The 22,774-nt window shown below is 66.3% G+C and carries 12 protein-coding genes and 1 tRNA gene; 8 read left to right on the top strand and 5 right to left on the bottom strand.

Translation table 11 applies throughout. From position 1 onward, the window contains the following. The first annotated feature begins 84 nt into the window (after positions 1-84). Entirely contained in the window at positions 85-705 is a 621-nt protein-coding gene (locus tag ACIBI6_RS09005) for a TetR/AcrR family transcriptional regulator (protein WP_245721387.1), read from the top strand. A 60-nt stretch (positions 706-765) separates the two neighbouring features. On the opposite strand, the gene ACIBI6_RS09000 is transcribed toward ACIBI6_RS09005, so the two are convergent. Together ACIBI6_RS09000 and ACIBI6_RS08995 are read right to left on the bottom strand one after the other, a co-directional pair. Next, positions 766-1,200, bottom strand: coding sequence for a holo-ACP synthase (locus ACIBI6_RS09000; protein WP_040687506.1), 435 nt, complete (start codon positions 1,198-1,200; stop codon positions 766-768). A gap of 93 nt (positions 1,201-1,293) precedes the next feature. Beyond that, positions 1,294-10,647 carry a fatty acid synthase subunit beta domain-containing protein gene (locus tag ACIBI6_RS08995; protein ID WP_396955714.1) on the bottom strand — a complete coding sequence of 3,118 codons (9,354 nt, stop codon included), beginning with the start codon at positions 10,645-10,647 and terminating at the stop codon, positions 1,294-1,296. 387 nt (positions 10,648-11,034) lie between these two features. Between ACIBI6_RS08995 and ACIBI6_RS08990 the strand changes: the two genes are divergently transcribed. After that, positions 11,035-11,116: transfer RNA gene (locus ACIBI6_RS08990), tRNA-Leu, on the top strand. A 388-nt stretch (positions 11,117-11,504) separates the two neighbouring features. On the opposite strand, the gene ACIBI6_RS08985 is transcribed toward ACIBI6_RS08990, so the two are convergent. Next, positions 11,505-11,720: a hypothetical protein gene (locus ACIBI6_RS08985; RefSeq protein WP_396955713.1), complete on the bottom strand. Its 216-nt coding sequence runs from the start codon at positions 11,718-11,720 to the stop codon at positions 11,505-11,507. An 848-nt stretch (positions 11,721-12,568) separates the two neighbouring features. On the opposite strand from ACIBI6_RS08985, the gene ACIBI6_RS08980 reads away from it, so the two are divergent. Together ACIBI6_RS08980 and ACIBI6_RS08975 are read left to right on the top strand one after the other, a co-directional pair. Next, entirely contained in the window at positions 12,569-15,157 is a 2,589-nt protein-coding gene (locus ACIBI6_RS08980) for an alpha/beta hydrolase fold domain-containing protein (protein ID WP_396955712.1), read from the top strand. A gap of 159 nt (positions 15,158-15,316) precedes the next feature. Further along, the gene (locus ACIBI6_RS08975) at positions 15,317-17,632 is read left to right on the top strand and encodes an ATP-binding protein (protein ID WP_396955711.1); all 2,316 of its coding nucleotides are present in this window, start codon (positions 15,317-15,319) and stop codon (positions 17,630-17,632) included. Positions 17,633-18,669: 1,037 nt separating this feature from the next. Here ACIBI6_RS08975 and ACIBI6_RS08970 read toward each other — a convergent pair. Beyond that, the gene (locus tag ACIBI6_RS08970) at positions 18,670-19,161 is read right to left on the bottom strand and encodes a MarR family winged helix-turn-helix transcriptional regulator (protein ID WP_396955710.1); all 492 of its coding nucleotides are present in this window, start codon (positions 19,159-19,161) and stop codon (positions 18,670-18,672) included. Positions 19,162-19,241: 80 nt separating this feature from the next. Here ACIBI6_RS08970 and ACIBI6_RS08965 point away from each other — a divergent pair, with 80 nt between their 5' ends. The 4 genes from ACIBI6_RS08965 to ACIBI6_RS08950 all read left to right on the top strand — a co-directional run bounded on the left by ACIBI6_RS08965 (position 19,242) and on the right by ACIBI6_RS08950 (position 22,634). After that, on the top strand, positions 19,242-20,615 hold the full coding sequence (locus ACIBI6_RS08965) for a chloride channel protein (RefSeq protein ID WP_396955709.1): 1,374 nt from the start codon (positions 19,242-19,244) through the stop codon (positions 20,613-20,615). Positions 20,616-20,726: 111 nt separating this feature from the next. Beyond that, positions 20,727-21,353: a TetR/AcrR family transcriptional regulator gene (locus tag ACIBI6_RS08960; RefSeq protein WP_396955708.1), complete on the top strand. Its 627-nt coding sequence runs from the start codon at positions 20,727-20,729 to the stop codon at positions 21,351-21,353. After that, the gene (locus tag ACIBI6_RS08955; RefSeq protein WP_396955983.1) at positions 21,328-22,065 is read left to right on the top strand and encodes an ABC transporter ATP-binding protein; all 738 of its coding nucleotides are present in this window, start codon (positions 21,328-21,330) and stop codon (positions 22,063-22,065) included. The genes ACIBI6_RS08960 and ACIBI6_RS08955 overlap by 26 nt, the downstream gene beginning before the upstream one ends. A gap of 92 nt (positions 22,066-22,157) precedes the next feature. Further along, positions 22,158-22,634: a nitroreductase family deazaflavin-dependent oxidoreductase gene (locus tag ACIBI6_RS08950; protein ID WP_396955707.1), complete on the top strand. Its 477-nt coding sequence runs from the start codon at positions 22,158-22,160 to the stop codon at positions 22,632-22,634. Here the strand turns inward: ACIBI6_RS08950 and ACIBI6_RS08945 are convergent, their stop codons facing one another. Continuing rightward, complete coding sequence (locus ACIBI6_RS08945; RefSeq protein ID WP_364346596.1) at positions 22,635-22,751, bottom strand: multicopper oxidase domain-containing protein; 117 nt, start codon at positions 22,749-22,751, stop codon at positions 22,635-22,637. Between the last annotated feature and the right edge of the window lie 23 nt (positions 22,752-22,774).

Below are 22,774 nucleotides of genomic sequence, written 5' to 3'. Positions count from 1 at the left end.
TACGTGGATGTACGCACGGAGGCCAGGTCGAAGCAGCGACGTCTGGATCCTGCGTTGGACCTGCAGGACGACCCGCAGGAGCTCATGCCGCGGCGCAGGCCGACTCAGGAGCGCAGTAAACGCAAGTTCGATGCCCTCTTGCAGGCATCCCGGGAATTGCTCGTCGAGGTCGGGTTCGAATCGTTCACCTGTGAAGAGGTGGCCGCGCGGGCCGAAGTGCCGATCGGCACGCTGTATCAGTTCTTCGCCAATAAATACGTAATCGTCTGCGAGCTGAATCGCCAAGACCTGGTTGCGGTTTCGCAGGAACTCGCCGACTTCCACGGTGAAATCCCGTCATTGGACTGGTTGCGGCATATGAACCAGTTCGTCGACCATCTGGCGAATCTGTGGATGACCGACCCGTCCCGGCGCGAAGTATGGCTGGCCATGCAGTCGACCCCGTCCACCCGAGCCACCGGCGCGATCCACGAAAAGGAATTCGCCGAGGTCGTCTCGCAAATGCTGCGCCCGTTGACCCCGCGCACCCCCCGCGCACGCCGCACCATGATGGCCGAAGTCCTGGTGCATGTCGTCTACTCGATGCTGAACTTCTCCGTCCAAGACGACCAGAGCAACACCGAAGCAGTCTCCGAACTCAAACGGCTGATGGTGGCATACCTCATGGTCGCCGAAAAGGAATCCCGAACCGGCGGCCAGCGCTGATCTTTGGCAATCCGCGTTCGAGCCGAGCACCCCGGGGTGCTCGGCTCGAACATCGGTCGGCTACTGCGCTTCGCGACCTTCGATCAGGTCGGCGAGTTCACCCGGATCCTCCAGGACGACCATGGCGGCTGCGGTGTCGCCGTCGTGCGTCAGCGACAGGTGAACCCTTGCGCGGGGTAGGAATTCGGCGGCAAGGCCGTGCAGTTTGATGCTCGGGCGGCCCCAGGCGTCGTTGACCACCTCGATGAGGGGGTACGGATTATCGCCGATCTGCGGGCGGCGCGCGAAACGCGAAGACGCCCATGCCTTCAACACCGCCTCTTTGGCCGCCCAGCGCGCCGCGTAACTGCGTGCCGGGTCGGTGCCCTTGCTCTGGCAGTAGCGCCGCTCACCGGCGGTGAAACTCTCCCGGAGCATGGTGGTTCCGGACCTTTGCAACTGTTCGGCGAACTCGGAGATGGTCACCAAGTCCAAGCCGATACCCAGGATGGTCAATGCGTCGCCGCTCCTCAGCCTTCGAGCCCAAATGAAAAACTCAGAGTGCGGCCGCCGTAGCGACCGCACTCTGCACGGTAATGGCCGAAGCCGCTATGCCATAGAGCCACCGGCATCGAGCTGACCGAGAATCACTGCGCCGGTGCCGCAACCCGCGCCGTCGGCCCGGTAGGTGCCGTTACCGGACAGTCGTGCCTCCGGCGAGAGCAGCACGTCGGCCTCCAGCTGCCGCTTCTGCTCCGACGGCGTGCCATCGGCACCGAGACGCCGATCCGCGGGCCGCTCGTAGAGCGGTGCGCCGCCGCACATGGCCTCGGTGAACCGCTGCCGTCCGGCGAGCTGACGCTCCTGCGCCCGGCGCTGGTACTCCTCGCGCCGTCCCGGCTCGATCGCCTGGATGAACGCCTCCGGATGCACCACCGCGAGCAGACCCGATACGTGGCCGAAGCCGAGCGAGGTCAGCAGACCGGCCTTGAGCGGGAAGCGCTCACCGAAGCGCAGCGGTTCGCGTGCCCAGACCAGATGCGGGTAGGCCTGCATCTTGTCGTCGACGCAGTCCAGGCTCCGATTCGGCGGCACCACAGCGTTTTCCAGCACCTGGCACAGGCCGATGAGCTGGAAGGCGGCCGCGCCGCCCTTGGCGTGTCCGGTCAGGCTCTTCTGCGAAACCACGAACAGCGGTGCGCCTTCGGAACGTCCGATGGCCGTGGCCAACCGCTCGTGCAGTTCGGACTCGTTCGGATCGTTGGCCGCGGTCGAGGTGTCGTGCTTGGAGATGACCGCGATATCGTCCGGCGCCACACCGAGTTTGCGCAGTTCGGCGGCGAACTTGGATTCGCGACCGCCACGCCCGGCACCGAGTGCGCCCAGGCCGGGCGCCGGGATAGAGGTGTGCACACCATCGGCGAAGGACTGTGCGAAGGCGACCACACCGAGCACCGGCAGGCCCATTTCCACCGCCACGTCACCGCGCGCCAGCAGGACGGTGCCACCACCCTGCGATTCCACGAAGCCGCCGCGACGGCGGTCGTTGGCCCGGGAGAAGTACCGGTCGCTGATGCCCTTGGCGCTCATGGCCGCCGAGTCCGCGGTCGCCGACATATCACCGAAGCCGACGATGCCCTCGATACCGAGATCGTCGAAGCCACCGGCGACCACCAATTCGGCCTTGCCCAAACGGATCTTGTCGACGCCCTCCTCGACCGACACCGCGGCCGTCGCGCAGGCCGCCACCGGATGCACCATCGCACCGTAGCTGCCGACGTAGGACTGCACCACATGCGCGAGCGCGACGTTGGGCAGTGCCTCCTGCAGGATGTCGTTCGGGCGCGACTCACCGAGCAGGTTGTCGATGTAGAGCGAGCGCATCGAGGACATGCCGCCCATACCGGTGCCCTGGGTGTTGGCGACCAGGCTCGGGTGCACCCAGCTCATCAGCTCGGCCGGGCTGAACCCGGAGCTGATGAACGCATCGACGGTGCAGACGATATTCCACAGCGCCACCCGGTCCACCGAGGCCGCCATATCGGCGGAGATGCCCCAGATGGTGGGATCCCAGCCGGTCGGGATCTGACCGCCGACAGTGCGCGACAGCTTGGCCTTGCGCGGCACCCGGATCTCGGTGCCCGCCTTGCGGATCACCTGCCAGTCACCGGAGTCGGCGACCGGGGTGATCACCGTGTGCTCCGGATCCGCGGCGTAGAAGGCGCGCGCCTCGGCCTCGCCGCCGACCGTGAAGGTCAGATCCTGGTCCAGGAAGACCGAGGTCATCAGCGGTGCGGCATTGTCGATCATGGCGCCGTCGTCGGCGTAGCGGCGCACACCGCAGCGCGCGACGACCGCATCGTGGTACTTCTCGGCGACCTCGTGTTCAGGGACGTAGTCACCGGATTCGGTGTCGTACCAGCCGGGCTTGGGATCGTTCTCCCAAGCGACCAGACCGGTGGTCCAGGCGAGTTCGAGCACGCCGGCGGCGGAGAGCTCGTCGGAGACCTCCATCTCGAACCGGGTGCGCGCCGAACCGTACGGGCCGAGCTCGCCGGCGCCGACGATGACGACCATATCGGCGAGATCGGCGGTCACCGAACCCCATTCGGGCACCGGCAGCGCCGAGCTCATGGTCGGCGGTGCTGGCAGCGCCGAAATCGTCGCCGCCGCAACGGTTTCCTCGTTCTCGGCCGGTGCGTCCTCCTGGGCCTGCTTGGCCAGCGCGGGCAGATCGAGCTTGACCCTGGCAAGTCCTCCGGTGAGATCGATCTGCTGCGGTCCGGTTGCGGTCACCTGACGGGCCCGCGAGGTGCACCACTTGAGCAGCTCATCGGCCATCTCGGTGGTGGACCAGGTGTGCACACCGGCCTTTTCGACCGCGGTCACCATCGGATCGTTGTGGCCCATCAGCCCGGTGCCGCGCACCCAGCCGATCAGGGCGTGTACCAGGGTGACCCGGCTCGACCACGACTTCTCCGCGCGCCACTTGGCGACCACCGCGTCGAGTGCGGCCTTGGACTCACCGTAGGCGCCGTCGCCGCCGAACATGCCGCGGTTGGGCGAACCCGGAAGCACCACATGCAGTTTCGCGTCGACATCGTGATCGGCGCCGATCTTGGACAGCCCACCGATCAGCCGCTCGACCGACCAGAGCAGCACCCGCATCTCCATTTCGGCACGGGCACCGGCGTCGGCGAGATCACCGGCGACCCGCGGCGCCGCGAACGGCAGCAGCAGGGTCGGTGTCATCGCGTCCTTGATCTTGACCTTCGCACCACCAGCATTGTCGACCTGCTCGCTGCCGACCCAGTCGATCAACGCGTCGACGTCCTGATAGGAAGCCATATTCGCGGGCACGACCCAGAGCGCGGCGCCGTGGCGCGCGTTCTCCCGGTAGAGCTTGCGGTAGAAGCCCAGCCGCGCGTCGTTGAGGCTAGAGGTGGTGACCACGACCGTGGCGCCGCCGCCGAGCAGTCGACCGGCGGCCGCGGCCGCGATGGAACCCTTACTGGCACCGGTGATCACGGCGATATCCGAGGACCACAGGCCGGACTCTTCGGTGTTCAGCGCCGCCTCGGCGATGCGCTCGTACAGTCCGGCCAGCACCGAGCGGGCCTCGTGCTTGGCCTTCTCACGCCACCAGTTCGCCTGTGCCGCAACGGCTTCACCGGCACCGGAGAAACCCTCTACCGACTCCGCACCGGAACCGATGTCATCGAGCAGCCAGAGCTTGGCCAGATCCTCGCGCGCGGTCGCCCAGCGGTCGTCGATCAGCACGGCCTTGCGGGCATCGAAGGCGGGCGCGACCAAACGCGGCCAGTCCGAACCCAATTCGGCCGAGACCAGATCCACCAGGGTGTCGTCGCTGGCCTCCGGCGCGGAGACCTGCTCGGCCAGGCCGAGCTGTTCGAGCACCACGCGCGCGGCCGTGGCGAGCACGCCGTCACGACCGGTGATCTGCTCGGTGAACTCACCCAGCGCCGCGGCGTCCACAGTGGCGCCGCCACCGCCGCCCGCGCTCGGCAGCGATACCGCGACACCGCGACGGGCCGCGACGGCCTGCACGGCGGCGTCGATGGCGGCATCGACCGACGCGGCGTCGCTGACACTCGCGACCAGTCCGCCGAGATCGCCACCACGCACGCTGACACCCTCGCGGGTACCGAGCGAAACCTCGGCGGTGACATGGTGGGCCCAGCCGTCGCCCAGCTCCCAGACCTTCTTGACGCGCTCGGCGATCGCGGCGGGCCGCTTACCGGACGGACCGAACACCTTGCGCAGGTGATCGCCGATGGCATCCGACAGCACCGAACCAAAAGGCTTGTAAGTGCGCGCAAGTCGCTCGACCGTGGCCGAGAGCGCACCCATATCGGCATCGGCGGCACCGTCGATCGCACCGAGCGACAGCTCGGAGCCGAGGTCGACGAGCAGCTGATTGCGCCGCGACGAAACACCGTCGCAGAGACCCTCGATGGTGTCGACCGGGCCGATCTGATCCAGCCGCAGCTTGGTCCACAGCGCGATGAGTACGCGGGTGGCGTCGGCGGCGGTGAACGCGATGTCATCCGGACGCGGACCACCCGAGCTCGCGACGGGTGCGGCCACCGGGGCCGCCGCCGCCGGCGCTGCGGCCGAAGCGGTCTCGACCGGGTCGTCAGCGGGCTCGTCGACCGGCGCGGGATCGGTATCGGTCGAGTACACGATCGCGGCCTCGCGCTCGATATTCAGCACCTCGACGGTGACCGTGCCGAAGGCGGGCAGCTTCAGCGTCTGGCTGGCCAGGTTCGCCACGGTCGGCGTTGCGCCCAAACCGATTTCGACGAAACGCTGCACCCCGAGACCGCCGTGGTCGGCATCGGTGAACAGCAGATCCTGGGTCTCGATCCAGCGCACCGGGCTGGCGAACTGCCAGGCCAGCAGCTCGATAAGCACCACGCGGCACAGTTCGGTCGGGCGTGCGGCCCAGTTGTCGAAGTCGGCGAGCACGGCGGCCAGCGGCTCCGAGGGCACCAGATCGGCGATCTCCTGGATGAATGCGCGCTCCAGCGAGAACGGCTTGGGCACCAGGTTCGGAATGTAGCGGCCGAGCAGGATTTCCGGATGCAGATCCGCGGGCAGCAGCTGCTCGAGCTTCTGCCGGAACTCCGGCACACCCTCGCGCAGCACGGTGGAGTGGAACGGCACATCGATGCCGGGAACCAGGATGAACGCCCGCTTACCGCCGAATTCGGCACGGCGGCGGTCGATTTCGGTCTCCAACGCCTCGAGGCCCTTGACCGTGCCCGCGATCGCGTACTGCGAACCGCGCAGGTTCAGGTTGACGACCTCGAGGAATTCCCCGACGCTCTCGCCCACACCCTTGACGAAGTCGATGACCTCATCATCGGGCAGCCCGATCTGCGACGGCCGGATGGCGGCCATCCGATAGTCGCTGCGGCCCTGCGCATCCCGGGGCACCAGCTCGTGCATGGCGGAGCCGCGCTGGAAGACGACCTCCAGCACCGCCTCCAGCGGCAGCACACCGGCAACGGCCGCGAGCGCGTTGTATTCACCGACCGAATGTCCGGCCAGCATGGCGCCCTCGACGTAGGCACCGGCCTCACGCAGCTCGGCGACCTGAGCCACACCGAGCACCGCCATCGCGACCTGGGTGAACTGGGTCAGGTGCAGCACGCCGTCCGGGTGCCGGTGTTCGACACCACGCGCCTTGAGGTAGGTCGGGTTGTCCCGCACCACGGCCAGGATCGAAAAGCCCAGTGCCGCACGGGTGTGCTTATCGGCGCGCTCCCAGATCTCCTTGGCGGCCTTGGAGCGGGCGCGGGCGTCCAGGCCCATGCCCTTGCGCTGAATGCCCTGGCCCGGAAAGGCGTAGACGGTCTTCGGGGCGGCGGTGCGACCGGTCGCGGTCATCACCAGATCGCCGTCGGCGCGGCAGGAGACCTCGACGATCTCGCTGCCCCTGTCGACCGCGATTCGCTCGACGCGCACGTCGATCTCCGCGCCCGGGCGGACCATACCGAGGAAGCGAGTGGTCCAGGCGGTCAAAGTCCGTGCCGGAGTGGAGCTTTCGGGATCCACCGCGGACACCACGTGCTGCGCGGCGGCCGAAAGCCACATGCCGTGCACGATCGGGCTGCCGAGTCCGGCCAGTTTGGCGGCGGAATCGCTGGTGTGGATGGGGTTGTAGTCACCGGAGACCGCGGCGAAGGCACGCATGGTGCGCGGCGCCAGGATGGTGACGTCACGGCGGCGGCGACGCGGGGTGTCGGTGGCCGCATCGGAGACCACACCGGCCGCGCGCGGCGGATCGGTCAACTCGCCCGCGCCATTGCGGCCGCGGATGGCGAAGCGTTCGGTCAGCGTCGCCAGCGGCACCACATCGAGGCCCTGATCCCGCATCTCACCGACGGACACCCGCACCTCGACGACGCGTCCCAGATCGGTGTCGACAACGTCACCCGATTCGGCGCGGACAACAAGGATGCTGGTGTCGTGCGGCAGGTCGCGCTCGAGTGCGATCTGGTGATCGAGGTGGACCAGATCCAGCATGCCCTCGATGACACTGTCGCCGTCGGCGCTGCGCGCGGCGCCGAGCACTGCGAAGACGGCGGGCCAGCACGCACCGACGAGCACATCGGGCGCGCTGCGCCCGAGCGTGCTCAGTGCGCCGGGCAGGCCCGAACCGGTGACACCCGCGTGGTCGGCGATGAGGTCCGGGGTCCAGGCCACATTGAGGTGTGCGACCTTGCCCTTCACCTCCGGCAGCGCCTGGCCGGCGGCGACCGCGAGCAGTGCGGACATGGCGGTGTCGGCATCGGTTTCGGTGATCACCGGCGCGCCGCCGTTGTAGAGGGAGGTCGGCACGGTGATGCGCAGGCGGATGCGCACGGCGTCACCGCCGAACAGCGGCACCGTGAGCTCGACATAGGCGTGATCGGCATCCGGGCCGGTGGTTTCGGTGACCGTCGCACCGGTCGGCGGATGTACCGCCCCTTTGTCATCGACGGTCCATTCGGCGACGTCGCCGAGGCGGTGGATCGGGTTGACCGTGGTGCGGCCGGACCATTCGACATCCGGCGCGGCCAACACCGCGTCGATCGGTCCCTCGGTGACACCAGCGGAGCGGCGCGCGTGCACCACGACCGGCGACACACCGGCACGAACCAGCGCATACGCCGTGTCCTGCTCGAAACGATCGAGCAATTCGCCGACCGGCTCGTCGACGCGGGTAATACCGGCGACCGCGACCGTGCCCGGAATGACGCAGACCTGATCGGCCGAGTAACGCGGATCATGAGCCTGCCACAGCGAATCCGAACGCCACCAGCGGCGCACATCGCCGTCGACCACCGGCACGAAGTTCACCGGCTTACCCGGGGTCTTGCACAGACTGACGAAGAACGGCACATCCGCCGGGTGCAGCAGGGTCTGCTCGGCGGCCGGGTACTGCTGCTTCAGCGTGCACAGCGCGTCGACCGGGTTCTCGAAGACCTCGTCGGATTCGAACAACGTCGGGATCTCACCGCGGTCGGCCGGGTGCAGCCGGGATTCGGTGCGGCGCATCATCTCCGCGAACCGGTCCCGCCAGGTGATATCGAGCCAGACCGAACGGGTGGCGTCCAGGATGGCGTCGCCGAGGTCGCTGCCGCAGTCGAAGTCCTTGCGGCGGTCCAGGCCGACGGCCAGCTCGACGTAGCGTTCCAGCCACCCGAGGTAGGTCATGGTCGTGACATCGCCGAAATACGGCTTGGCGGTGGCATTCAGCGCGGCGATGATCTCGTCGCGGCGCTCGGCGACCGCATCGGCGTCACCGGCGACCTCGTCGAGCAGGCGGCCGGTGCGCGAGGCCGCATTGTCGATCTCGTGGATATCGGCACCCAATTGGCTACGGCCGGAAGCCATTCCGCCGGTCGCGGTGCCCGCGCCGACCCAGTCCGGGGTGCCGGGGGTATCGACGAGCAGCTGCTTGACCTCAGGTGCGGTGGTGGCCTCGAGCGTCGCCATGGCGGCGGTGCCGACCAGCACGCCATCGAGCGGCATCACCGGATAGCCGTACGGCACAGCCCATTCGCCGGTCAGGTATTCGGTGGCGCGCTCAGGGGTACCGATGCCGCCGCCGACGCAGACCACCACATTCTCGCGGTTGCGCAGCTCGGCGTAGGTCTCCAGCAGCAGGTCGTCCAGGTCCTCCCAGGAGTGGTGTCCACCGGCCCGGCCGCCCTCGATGTGCATGATCACCGGGTAGTCCGGCACCTCGTCGGCGATGCGCAACACCGCGCGGATCTGAGCGACGGTGCCCGGCTTGAACGCCACATGTGTAATGCCGACCTCGGTCAGTTCGGCGATGAGCGCGACGGCTTCTTCCAGCTCCGGAATGCCCGCCGTGACGACGACACCGTCGAACGGCGCACCCGCCGCACGGGCCTTCTGCACCAGGCGCTTGCCGCCGAGCTGCAGTTTCCACAGGTACGGGTCGAGGAACAGCGAGTTGAATTGCACCGCGCGGCCCGGATGCAGCAGCGTCTTCAGCTCGGCAACCCGGTCGGCGAAGATCTGCTCGGTGACCTGACCGCCACCGGCCAGCTCCGCCCAGTGGCCCGCATTCGCGGCCGCCGCAACGATTTTCGCGTCCACCGTGGTCGGGGTCATGCCCGCCAACAGGATCGGCGAGCGACCGGTCAGCTTGGTGAACGAGGTCTCGACCACGATGCGTCCGCTTGGCAGGCGCACCGGGCGCGGAGCGAAGGCCGACCACGGCTGAGCCACCTCGGGTGCGGCGCCAGGAGTCAGCAGGCTGCGCTGGCCCGCGCGGGTCGCGGCCGCGACGATGCCGACGCCGGTACCCTTCAGCGAACCGCTGGTGAGTCGACTCAGCAGGTCTCCGGGGCCCAGATCGAGAATCCACTGCGCACCGGCGGCGACGACGCCGTCTACCTCCTCGACCCAGTCGATCGGGTCGACGAGGATCTCCTTGGCCAGCGAACCCGCGAGTTCCGCATCCAGACCACACTGGGAAGCCCAGCCGCTCACGATGTCGACCGTGTCGGCGAGCGCGGGGTGATGGAAGGCGACATCGACGGCCAGATCCTCGAAGACCGGCGCGAAGACCGCGCCACCGCGCGTCTTCGCATCGCGCTCGCGGGTCTGCTCGTCATGGATCTGGGAGCAACGCTGACGCACCCGCTCCAGCTGGGTCGGCGTGCCGGAAAGGACCACGCGACGACGACCGTTGCGAATCGAAACCACCGCGGCCGCGGCGGGATCCACGCCCGCGGACACCTCGGCCACCACCGTGCGCAGATGTTCGGGATCGACATTCGACACCGCGACCATCGACGAACGCTCGCCCACCGGCATCAGACCGCGCCGCCGCGCAACCAAACCCGCTGCGGCACCGATCATTTGGGCGATGGCGAGCAGTTCGGCGTCGCGCTGTCCACCGGCCTGTACCGAGGTTGCGGCGAGGCGCCCCTGCGAGTGCCCGACAACCGCGACCGGCGCGTGCTCGTTGGCATCCAGCCCCTGCAGCCGCAGCGCGCGCACGGCGGCCACCTGCGTCAGGAATACGCCCGGCATCGAAACCACGGCCGACCGGAGCACCTGCTCCGAAGGCGCACCGGAAACCTCGGCCTCATCACCCTCGGCGAGCTCGTTCTCGAGCATCCAGCCGATCGGGTCGAAACCGACCGGTCGTACGACAAGTAGTTGTGCCGCAACAGGTTCCAGCAGTGTCGCCGCTTCGTTGACCAATGCGGTCAGTTCGGGCTCCAGTGCGGCGTCGCGCCCGATCTCCTCCAACTCACCGAGCCAACGCGCACCTTGCCCACCGAAGGCCAGCGCGTAGGGCGTTCCGCCCAGCAGTCGATCCAGCAGCGGGGACCGCGAACCCCCCTGCTGTGGCGCCCCAACCACTTTCGGGCTCTGTCCGGTTCCGGCCGCAGTGCTCTCATTGATCGTCAAGACGCTTCGACTTCCTTCTCCTGGCGACATGCCGTTCAAGACACGCCGCTCCCTCCGGTGCGCAGGTGTTCCTCACCAATGAGCCCTGATGACTGCAAGGATTCCAGAAAATCATGAGGAAATCCTCACGTTTGTGTCGCGACGCGTGTCTTACCGTCGAGTATTTCCGTACCGACGTACCAGAATGCCCAGAAACATGACTCTCCCTCATGTTCAAACCCGCTGGTCCACCCGGTTACTAACGCGTACGAAACATGAGCACTCCTCATGTTGAGCGTTATCGAATCGTTATAATACCAGGTGGGGTTACTGGCGAGTACGACATGCCGGGGCTGCGCTTCGCGATGTCGGTCAAGCCCGGTAGAGTTTGGACGGTCGTACCATCAAGCGCGAGTGGCGAAATTGGCAGACGCGCCAGATTTAGGTTCTGGTGTCCACGGACGTAGGGGTTCAAGTCCCCTCTCGCGCACAGATTCCCGGCAGATTTGCCGGATTTGCGTGCCGTGTGTTCGAGCGCACTCGAACACACGGAGGTGACCAGGGAAAATGCGCACCCACCTGCGACAACTTCTGACAGATCCGCCAGGATCGACCATCGATGACCCTGCCGAGCCGGACACGGGAAACGATCGGGGCCGCCGATGATTCCCCCGCTCGTTCTCCCGCAGGCACCACTGGAACAGCTGATCCGCGGTCCGCTGCCGGGCCCGCCGGAACCGGCGTCCATCCCCGCCGACGACATCCTGTACGGCATATCAACGCTCGGCGAGGCCGGCCGAGTCCTCGACCGGTATGTCATGACAGCGCTCGACTGGTCGCCGGGAACGAAGCTGCAGATACAGCCTGTCGACGACGTTCTACTTGTCGGCCCGTCTCCCGACGGTCAGGTACGCGTCACCGGCGACGGCTATTTCCGCATCCCGTTCCGGCAACGACGCCGAGTCAGCCTCCTCATCGGCCAGCGCGTCCTGCTGACCGGCCGCCGCAGCCGCGAACAGCTCCTGGTCCATCCGCTCGACCGCCCGCACCAACCGAGCCTCCCGCGGAGGCATCAGCGCCGTCGAACACTTCATCTCCACCGTCCGCTGCATCTACCGATACGCAGAAGACAGAGGGTGGATCCGCCCCAGCGACAACCCCGCCCGCCAGCTCACATTCCCGACACGCCGCAAATCGCACCGCTATGCCATCCCCCCTCCGACCAACTCGCCGAAATCTGCCAGGTCGCCGCTACCACCGGCAACGACCCCGACCTAGACTCCCTGCTCCTGCGCCTGCACCTCGAAACAGCCTGCCGCCGAAGCGGAGCCCTCGCACTACGCCCCCACGACCTCGACACCACACAATGCCTGCTCTACCTCCGCGAGAAAGTCGGAACCGACCGCTGGCAACGATCTCCGCCAGCTCGCCGGGCTCAGCGACGCCGTGCCGGTCGAACACCGTGGCCAGATGCTCGCGGTAACGCGAACGCGCCTCACGCCGGGCGCGCTCGATACGCGCTCGATGCTCGGCGGCCGTAGGCAGCACTGGTTCGTTGCTCACAGCAATTGAGGGTGGCACGCGGTCGGGGCAATGTCGCGCGAGTTTTCGAACCCGAGCACGCGGCAAGCAGCGACACCTACGGAATCGTCCTTGCTAGCGTCGGCCTACAGCGGCGCCGCCCGCCGGTGTCTGTGTCTCTTCTGCCCGCCCGCTAGTGCTGTCGTCTTCTTCTGTCGAGATGCAGCGAAGATCGACAGTCAGAAACGGCAGCATCCGGTCGCGTGCGACCAGCTGGTTCTCGTCCCCTGGCTGTCACTAGTCCTGAGGTTCGCCTGCCCGCAGGCCACGGCAACGTCGGCCGATTCAGGTATGCCTACAGGTATCTATTCGGGTAGTCGAACCGATGTGCGCCGCATCACTTGGCGGCCATTGTCACTTCATGACGAACAATGACGTTGACGCTGTAGTCGTCGGTGGCGGCTTCTCTGGCTTGTATGCCACCCATCGCTTGCGCAATCTGCAGGGATTGACCGTGCAGGCCTTCGAGGCTGCCCCGAGTGTCGGCGGAGTGTGGTTCTGGAATCGCTATCCCGGTGCGCGCTGCGACTTCGAGAGCATCTTCTATTCGTATTCGTTTGACGAGGATTTGCAGCGGGACTGGCGCTGGACCGAGCGCTACGCCTCTCAACCGGAGATCTTGCGCTATTTGGAGCATGTCTGTGGCCGCTTCGATCTGCGCCGGAGCTACCAGTTCAACACCCGCATCACGTCGGTGGTGTGGGATGAGCCCGCGACGCGCTGGGTGGTCGGCACCGACGACGGTCGCACCACTACTGCGCGGTTCTTCATCAACGCAGCGGGGGCCTTCTCGGTCTCCAAGCCAAATGACTTTCCCGGCCAGGACAATTTTCAGGGTGCAGTCGTGCACACCAGTCATTGGCCGGCCGACGGCGTTGATCTGACCGGTAAGAGGGTCGCAGTGGTCGGCACGGGCTCGACCGGAATACAGGTCATCCAGACGATCGCACCGCAAGTTGCCGAGCTGACGGTATTTCAGCGCACCCCGAACTTCGCTTGTCCGCTCGGCAACCGGCCACTGACCGACGAGGAATTCGATTCCGTTGTCTCCGACTATCCGCGTCTTCGCGAAGAATCGCGCAACAGCATCAGCGGGGCCGCTTTTCCGCGGGCCGTTTTGCCGGCGCACGCGCACACCCCCGAAGAGCAGCGCCAGATGTACGACACGTACTACAACGGCGGGGGATTTCGGATGCTCGCCTCGACCTACTACGACCTGATCTTCAACCCGGAAGCCAACGCGACTGCGGCCGACTACATCCGCGACCGCATCCGGGAGCGAGTGAAGGACCCGCAAGTCGCCGAACTGCTGTGCCCGAACGATCACCCCTACGGGGCAAAGCGAGCGACGTTTGAGACCAACTACTACGAGGCCTTCAACCTGCCGCATGTGCATCTGGTTGATGCACGGACCCATCCGATCGTGCGGATCACAGAGGAGGGCATCGCCACCACGGCCGCGGAATACGAGTTCGACGTGATCGTGCTCGCCACCGGATTCGACGTCGGCGGGGCGGGCCTGATGCGCATGGGCGTCGTCGGCCGCGACGGCGAAGCGCTGACCGATCACTGGGCGCACGGACAGCGCACCTACCTCGGCACGGCCACCGAGGGCTTCCCCAATTTGTTCCATGTCAACGGTCCGCAAAGCGCGGCGGCGTTGTTCAACAACCCGATCGCCATCGAGGACAGCGTTGACTTCATCGGTGCCCTCATCGCTCACATGGACGCCAACGGCTACACCACCGCCCAGGTGACCGAGGCGGCCGAAACCCGGTACAACGACCTGGTGCGTGAGGTCGCCGACGCGACGTTGTTCCCGAAAGCGACGAGCTGGTACATGGGCGACAACATCGCGGGGAAGCCGCGAGTACCCATCTCGCTGTTCACCGGTGCGCCCATGTACCGGGCGATCTGCAGCGAGGCGCGAAGCAGCGCGTTTGCCGGATTCTCTTTCGACGGAAGCGATTCCGACGTCCCTCCCACGATCACACTTAACGGCGCGTCGGTGTTCTTTCTCGCCGGAATGATGAATATGGGCGCCAAACCGCTGGAGCAGTGCTCGCTGGAGGAAGCCCGCTTCACGATGGAAACCTTCAAGGCGATGCAGCTACCGCTGCCGCCCGATGTCACCATCACCGACACCGCCTTCCCCAGCGAGGCGGGACCGCGGGCGGCGCGGCTGTATCGACCGTCAGTGGAGGGCACGCTTCCGGCGGTGGTGTTCATCCATGGCGGTGGGTGGATCGGTGGCAGCCTCGATGCGTTCGATGAGCCGTGCGCCGCACTTGCCCACCGGCTCGGCGCCCTTGTCGTGTCGCCGGACTACCGGCTGGCCCCCGAGTATCCATTCCCCGCGGGCCCAGATGACACGTTGGCGGCCCTGCGCTGGGTCGCCGACCACGCCGCCGCGTTGGGGGTGGATCCCGACCGCATCGCGATCGGAGGCGAGAGCGCCGGAGCAAACCTCGCCGCGGTCACGGCGCTGCGGGCCCGCGACGAGGGAGGCCCGCGACTGCGAGCCCAGGTGCTGGTGACGCCGCCGATAGACCCTTTCGCCGACACCGAATCCCGCAACCTCTACGCCGGTGGACCAATCATCTCCGCCGAGCTCGGCGCGCGGATGTGGGCGCTGTATTTGGGTGATCTGGCGAACGCGGCGTCGCCGCATGCGGCACCGAACCACGCCGACGACCTGTTGGGGCTGCCCCCGGCGTTGGTGATCACGATGGAGGCCGATCCGACGCGCGACGAGGCCGAGGATTACGCCAAGGCGTTGGCCGACGCCGGCGTGCCGACGGTGTGCCAGCGGTTCGACGGTTTGTTCCATACGACGCTGTCGCTATCCGGTGCCGTCCCGCGGGCGGCGGAGATCCAACAGGCGATGTGCGACTTTCTCACTCCGCTGCTGTCGCGGGTATCCGCAACCGTGCCTACTGTCGTCGGTTGATTCCTGTCGACGCCGACCATGGCAAGCGAGGGTCTTCGCTACTGCTCTGCGCCAGGTGGCCCGAGGGGTACACCAAGAGTGCAGACCGGCAGCCCTTCGGTTGCTGTGCTTGATGCGTTTACCACCGATGGCGTGTCCGGAGGGGCGTAGCATCCCCGCATGAGTGCGCTCGGACCTAGTCGAGGGGGAGAGCGGGTCGGTCCGTCGCTGAACCGGCTCGTGGCTCGCAGGCAGGACCTCGATCAGGCGCAACGCGCACTGTCGGAAGCCCGGCTGCTGACTTTCACCGGCCCCGGTGGGGTGGGCAAGACACGGTTGGCGCTCGAGTTGGCCTTCCGGGCCGCCGACCGATTCCCCGACGGTGCATGGCTGGTACGGCTCGGTGAGCTTGGCATCGGTGCCGACGTGACCGACATCGAGGCCGCCATCCTCAACGCGCTGGGGGTAAGTGATCAGTCCGCGACGGAGCCCCGCCAAAAGCTTGTCACGTTCCTCCGTGACCGCAAGCTGCTGTTGGTGACGGACAACTGCGAGCATGTCTTGCCCGCCTTGCGTGTCCTGTTGCCACTCCTGCTGCGCGAGGCACCGCAGATTCGCGTCATCGCCACCAGCAGAGAGCCGCTTGGTGTAGAGGCCGAGGTGCTGCGACCTGTGCTGCCTCTGACCGTGCCCGAATCGGGCACGCCGACCGAACAATTGATCGCCGACGGTTCGGTCAGTCTTCTGATGGAGCGTGTGGGTGCGGTGGACCCGGACTTCGATATCAGCGACGACAACGCGGTCGCTGTCATTGAGTTGTGCCGCCTGCTGGAGGGTGTCCCGTTGGCCATCGAGCTGGCGGCGGCGAAGCTGCGCGCGTTAACCGTCGAGCAGCTGGTTCAACGGTTCGGCCAACGGATTACCGAGCTCGCCGCAGCGCACGGCCTGCAGGGTTCCCGACACCGATCACTGCGGTCGATGGTCGACTGGAGTTTCGAACTGTGCACCACCACCGGCCAGGTGCTGTGGCGGCGGATGGCGGTCTTTCCCGCGACTTTCGACCTTGACCTGGCGGAGTCGGTGTGTGCATTCGGCGAGCTGCAACCTGCCGACGTGATCGACGCCATCGAGCGTCTTGTCGGGCAATCGGTTCTGTTGACTGATCGCGGCGCGGGCACCATGCGATACCGGTTGCCCGCAGCGGTCCGGGAGGTTGCGGCCGAACTGGCCGAGAACGCTGGAGAAACCACGCAACTGCAGCGCCGTCACCGCGACGCCATGCTGGAGCGGGCCGAGCGCACTGTACAGCGATGGTGTGGGCCCCAGCAGGCTGTCCTGATCGAACGGATGCGACTTGACCACGCCAACTACGTTGCGGCACTGCAATGGAGCGCGACGACGGCAGGTGAGGAGCGGACCGCTCTGCGGCTCATCGCAGCGCTTCGCTACCACTGGATGTCAGGAGGGCATCTGGCCGAGGGCCGCATGCGGGCCCAAACGATGTTGGCGACGACAAGCCAGACATCTCCCGACCGGTTCGACTGTCTGTGGGTGGCGACATGGATCGCGCTGATACAGGGCGACTATGGTCAAGCCAAACAGTGGCTTGATGAACTCACCGCCCTTGCAACGGAACTGGGCATCCCAGGGCTGGAGCGCTATGTCGATCATTGGACGGCGTTGCTGGCGATGTTCACCGGCGATGTCGACCATGCGCTGCCGCTTTTCGAACGCGCGGTCGACCGACACCGCGCCGCGGGGGACCTGGAAATGGAACTCACCGCACGGTACATGCTCGTCGGCGAGCTCGCGTTGGCCGGCCGGGCCGAGGAGGCTCTGGCGCTGAGCTCCGACACCGTGACGTTGTGCGACCGGCATGGAGAGAAAAACGCACGAGCGTACTCGGATTGGGGTGCGGGAGTGGCCTTATGGACGCTCGGGAAGTTCGACGAGGCCGAGCAGCACGCTCGCCGCGTGTTGACTGTTGATCGAACGATGTCCGATGGCATTGGCGTTGCACTCTCGACCGAACTGCTGTCCTGGATAGCCCGCGATCGCAAACAGGTCGCCCGTGCCCGCACGCTCTCGGCGGCCGCGCGCCACGTGTGGCGCTCGTTGGGCACGTCGATCAACGCCTTCGGACCGCAACTGTCGGGATTCGTCGAAGCCAACGCCCGGCCTCCGCAGGGCGGAACACCGGAGGTCGATTCAGAGGATGTGCCGCGCCGGTTCCGCGATCTCGACGATGTGATCGATTTCGTTCTCGGCGTTGCCGCGGGTCGCCGCGGCGTCCGCTCAGCCACTATGAGCCTGCTGACGCCGCGGGAACTGGAGGTGGCTGGTCTCATCGAATCGGGACTGTCGAATCGCGAAATCGCGCAGCGACTTGTGATCTCCAAGCGCACCGCGGACGGCCACGTCGAACGGATCCTCGCCAAGCTGGGATTCAGTTCGCGCGCGCAGGTCGCCGCATGGATGGCACGGCGCGCGTCATAACGACAAATCATAGCCACGACCGACAGCCGGAATCCATGTCACTCCGGGCCTTTGGCCGTATCGGGCCGCACGGCGCAGCCGCCAGCGAGTGTGCACTCCTCAGTGTCTGAACGGCATCCGATCCACCGTCAGGGCAAGGCAGTACTGCACGCTGCCACTGCCGCACCGAGGTTCTCAAAGACATCAAGCACCACCGCGCCTAGCACACGCTGTGACGTGAAGTCAGATATGTCAACAGGTATGGGTGCAGGCAATCGCAGCGGTGCGGCGCCCCTCACGTAGAGGGGACGGTGGGAGCGTGCAACACAGTGACGATTACTCGGTCAGCCAGGTCGCGGTAGATCCGCCGACGTGTTGGTGTCGCCGAATTCCGTCTGACGAAACAGTAAGGCCGACAGCCATGTCCGAATACCTCTCCGCCACGGCCATTTTGATGTTGGTGCTGTCTCCGCTCATCATCCCGCTCGCGGTAGCCGTGATGCACGGACTTGCCCGCGGGGTTTCGACGGCACGTGCCGCTCGCATTCAGGCGATCGAATCGGCGCAAACGGCGTCACGGAAGAGACCGCAACCGGTCACTACGCAGCTGACGCACGGTCGTTGCACAGTTGAGGCACCCGGAATGTTTGCTGCAGAGCATCGAAGACCCCCATACCTCCTAACCTCACCGACGATCGACGACGTGTCGGTGCCGCCGTGTCCCCACCGAGGCGCAGATAGTCGGGATCTGATCGGGAAGGCTTCACTGCCCGCCAAAGGCAAATTCATCACCGCCGACTGATCCCAGACTCCGAATTATCGGCCGCCCGACCGAGGCTGGATGCGCCTGACTCCGAATGCATCGGTACCAGGCCCCCTGTCGTCCTGTGCGTGATGCCGTGTTCGACGGCGATGACCGACTTGCTCGCCGAAGCCATGGTCAGCATCACAGAGCCGACCGAGAAGGCTCGTGGCTGCCGGAGCCACTGCTCACCACTGCGGGATGTGGCCGCGGACGTCGTACTCTCCGAAAGCGTGTCGATGGCGCTGATGCTCGTTTACAGCAGGTACGGGTGACTGCTGTCGACTGTGGTGAGCTGGCCGCCGGCTGTGGTGAATGCGTTCAGGGCTTTCACGAGTCCATGCCGTTGCGCCGCCGGCATCTTCTCTACGACACCTTCGATTTCGCTGCGGCGGCGCGCGGTGACCTCATCGAGAACATCGCGTCCACGCGGGGTCAGATCGATGATCAATTCGCGGCGGGTCTGCGGATTCGGTTGGCGGGTGATCAGTTCCGCGGCCAGCAGCCGTTCCACCATGCGGGTCGCCGTCGAGGGCTGCACGTCGAGTTGATGGGCCAGGGTCGCGAGCTTCACAGGTCCCTGGGTTGCGAGGATCACCAGGGTGCGGAACTGCGCCAAAGTGATCGTGTCGTCGACATGTGCGATCGACCGCGCCGAGATGGCCACCAGTAGTCGCGAAGCGGTGAGCAGGGCATCGGTGACCTCGTCGACCGAGTCCTGGGTGATAGAGCGGGCTGGCGTCGCCATCGTCCTCCTGTGTCAGAGTGGGCGAACAGATTTTACCGCCTAGCAATGATTGTCTATAGCAACTGTTGCATACTGCCAGGATGGATCGCGCGGACGAGCGCAGGCGAGCACGGCGCTCGGTCCCGCCGCCGCAACGCGCGTCGGCGCTCCGATGGCTGCGGGAAAGCTCCTCGGCGGCAGCGCTTATGGCAGTGCCGATCGGCGCGATAAGCGGGTTCGGTGGGGTCGCATTCCGCTATTTGGTGGCGGGCTTCACTTGGGTGTTCACCGGACGGGCGGACTATCCGGGGTTGGACCGCGTGGCGGGTACGCCGTGGCCGGAAGTGTGGTTTCTATTGCTGGCTCCGGTGGTGGCCGGAGCCGTGTACGGGCCCATCCTGCATCGCTTCGCAGCCGACGCTCACGGTCATGGAGTGCCCGAGGTGATACACGCGGTCGCCGAGCACGACGGCCGCATTGCGCCGCGGGCAACGCTGGTGCGAGCGCTAGCGTCGGCGGTGTGCATCGGCGGCGGTGGGTCGGCGGGTCTAATCGGGCCGGTCGTACAGATCGGATCGGCGACCGGATCGGCTGTGGCGCAGACCTTTCGGCTCGACGCGTCGCGGATGCGGCTGTTGGTCGCCTGTGGGGCCGCTGGGGGTGTCGCGGCCGCGGTCAACGCTCCCTTGGCCGGGGCGTTCCTGGCGTTGGAGTTGATTCTGCACAGTTACACCGTTGAATCGGTTATCGCGGTCGCGTTGTCGAGTGCGGCGGCCAGCGTCATCGGGCAGGCGATGCGCAGCGATGAGCCGTTGCTGTCGCTGCCACAGTTCGCTGTTCACGATCCGGTCGAATACGTCCTGTATCCGACGCTCGGCATTACCGCCGGAGTCGTCGGCGTGTGCTTTTCGAAAGTGCTGTTTCTGGTGCGACGCCTGTGCGATCGGGTGTGGCGAGGACCGGAGTGGGCACGTCCCGCCGTGAGCGGGCTGGCGTTGGGGGCAATGCTGCTGGCACTGCCACAGCTGTATGGGGTGGGCTATCCAGTGCTCGAGGCCGCGATCCGAGGCCGCTACGCGATCGGGCTGGTGCTGGTGTTGCTGGTGGCAAAGATGCTCGCGACCAGCCTGACCCTCGGCATCGGCGGTTCCGGTGGCGTATTCGCACCGACGCTGTTCATCGGCGCAATGGCCGGAGTCGCGTTCGGGGATATCGCCCATCATCTATTGCCCGATGCCACCGCATCCGCAGGCTCCTACGGCTTGATCGGCATGGGCGCCGCGCTCGGCGCCGCCACCCGCGCCCCGATCACAGCGGTGACCATCGTGTTCGAGCTCACCGGCGAATACCCGAGGATCCTGCCACTGCTGGCCGCGGTCACGATGGCCACTCTCACGGCACGACTGTTGTCGAAGGACACGATCTGCACGCGGACTGTGTCGCGAGACGACACCGATGTCGAACGCGCGCATTGAAAGGCCGATCACCAGAAATTGCCTATAGCAATTGTTGCATAGTGCTACTATTGTTGATTGGGTAACCGCCCAAGGCGATTGCCCAATACGGGCTCCGATGGGAGGAAATCCGTGGTTACGGCGGCTGAGCAGGGACAGGAAACGCGCGCCAAGCTGATGGCGGCGGCTGTTGAGCTGATCGCGGAGCAGGGATGGGGTGCGGTGACCACTCGGATGGTCGCCGAACGCGCGGGTGTGCGCCCAGGTTTGGTGCACTACCACTTCCCATCGGTGACCGACCTGCTGGTCGATGCGTCGTTGCAGTTGGCACGCACGGAATACGACGCCGTGATGGCCGGGGTGCTCGCGGCATCCGGACCTGCCGCGATGACGCAGATGCTCATCGCGATCGGTTCCTACACCGGGAAGGACACGGCAACGGTGGCGATGAGCGAGATCATGCTGGCCGCCACCCGCCATGAGCGGCTGCGAATCGAGTTGGGGCGCTTCGTCGCCGAAGCGCGCGCCGCGATGACCGCATGGCTGCGTGAGCAGGGATCGACCGTGGACCCGGAAGCCACCGCAGCGGTGGTATTAGCACTTGTCGACGGCCTGATCCTGCACCGCATCATAGACCCCACCTTGCGCGCGGTGAACGTGACCGGCCCGCTGCTCCGGGCGGCGGGATTGACCGAAATCCCAGATAGCGAAGGAATTTCCGGTGACCGAACAGATGCATACGAGCTCACCGACGACTGACCGACCGCGCGGTGGATTCCACCTGCACGCAGTGTGCAAGACCTACGGCAAGGGCGAGGCCGCCGTGCACGCCCTCACCGATATCGACCTCGACGTCGCACCGGGCGAGCTGGTGGCGATACTGGGTGCCAGCGGCTCGGGCAAGACCACGCTGCTCAATATCATCGGCGGCATCGAATCAGCCGACAGTGGATCGGTAATCGTTGCGGGCCAAGATATTTCGGGAAAACACCCGGCGGCTCTCGGGGAGTTCCGGCGCGATCACGTCGGCTTCGTGTTCCAGTTCTTCAATCTGATCGCGAGTCTCACCGCGCGGGAGAATGTCGAGGTCATCGTCGAGCTGACCGGCCGCGGCGAGCGGCGCCAGGTTCCGGATCTGCTGGCGGCGGTCGGGCTGAGCGACCGCGCGGATCACTTCCCGGCCCAGATGTCGGGCGGTCAGCAGCAGCGGGTGTCGATCGCGCGTGCGCTGGCGACCGACCCGGACCTGGTACTGGCCGATGAACCCACCGGTGCGCTGGATGTCGCCACCGGACGCGGTGTACTCGGGTTGCTGCAGCGCACCAGCCGCGCGGGCCGCGGTGTGGTGATGGTTACCCACAACGAGGTTGCCGCCGAGATCGCCGACCGCGTGGTCCGTATGCGCGACGGCCGCATCGTCTCTGCCGACACCAACGCCGCCCCCGTCGATGCCGCGACCATCAGGTGGTGATCGGTGTGCTCCTGGCATCGAATCGCGTGCTGCCCAAGAAGATGCTGCGCCCAGTAAGCCCGGCTGCTGAAACCTACTGGAGGAGAACGGAAATGGCCTCACCGAACCTCGCCACCCAGCTCGGTGCCCGAGCCCTGCAGACCCGATGGCTGGTGCGAGCGCCCATCTGGCTCTACCGAGCCGGGCTCGGATTCCTGTTCGGCACACGGATGCTCATGCTGCAACACATCGGGCGCACATCCGGCGAACGCCGATTCGTCGTACTCGAGGTCGTCGACCGGCCCGCGCCCGACGAGTTCGTCATCGTCTCCGGATTCGGCACGAAAGCCCAGTGGTACCGCAATATCCAGGCACATCCACACGTCCGGATCTCCATCGGCATCCGACGCAACCTCGCCGCGACCGCGACTCCGATGACCAACGACGAATCGTCCACCGCGCTCGAACATTACATCCACCACCACCCCGGCGCCTGGGACAAGCTGCGCGAGACCATCGAACACGCAACCGGCAGACCGGTCGACACGCTGCCGATGGTACGGCTGAACGTATCGAGGGCCGCGTCCTGATCACGATCGAGCACGGACCTCGCGGCGAGTGGTCATACCTTCCATCATGTGGTCGTCGACATGGCAGCGGAATTTCCCGGATACCGGGTTATCGGGGCGCATGTCCGCGGTAATCATGCCGGCGGCAGTAGCACGGCGAC

Origin of the sequence: Nocardia sp. NPDC050412 (genome assembly GCF_044458825.1) — a bacterium.
Classification (GTDB): domain Bacteria; phylum Actinomycetota; class Actinomycetes; order Mycobacteriales; family Mycobacteriaceae; genus Nocardia.
The sequence above is the reverse complement of the archived record's forward strand: the minus strand, read 5'-3'. Positions and strand labels throughout refer to the sequence as shown.

Coding starts and splice junctions, on each gene's coding strand:
- ACIBI6_RS09005 (WP_245721387.1), top strand. CDS start 85: ATGCCGCGGCGCAGGCCGACTCAGGAGCGCAGTAAACGCAAGTTCGAT.
- ACIBI6_RS08985 (WP_396955713.1), bottom strand. CDS start 11,720: ATGAAGTGTTCGACGGCGCTGATGCCTCCGCGGGAGGCTCGGTTGGTG.
- ACIBI6_RS08980 (WP_396955712.1), top strand. CDS start 12,569: ATGACGAACAATGACGTTGACGCTGTAGTCGTCGGTGGCGGCTTCTCT.
- ACIBI6_RS08975 (WP_396955711.1), top strand. CDS start 15,317: ATGAGTGCGCTCGGACCTAGTCGAGGGGGAGAGCGGGTCGGTCCGTCG.
- ACIBI6_RS08970 (WP_396955710.1), bottom strand. CDS start 19,161: ATGGCGACGCCAGCCCGCTCTATCACCCAGGACTCGGTCGACGAGGTC.
- ACIBI6_RS08965 (WP_396955709.1), top strand. CDS start 19,242: ATGGATCGCGCGGACGAGCGCAGGCGAGCACGGCGCTCGGTCCCGCCG.
- ACIBI6_RS08955 (WP_396955983.1), top strand. CDS start 21,328: ATGCATACGAGCTCACCGACGACTGACCGACCGCGCGGTGGATTCCAC.
- ACIBI6_RS08950 (WP_396955707.1), top strand. CDS start 22,158: ATGGCCTCACCGAACCTCGCCACCCAGCTCGGTGCCCGAGCCCTGCAG.
- ACIBI6_RS08945 (WP_364346596.1), bottom strand. CDS start 22,751: ATGATTACCGCGGACATGCGCCCCGATAACCCGGTATCCGGGAAATTC.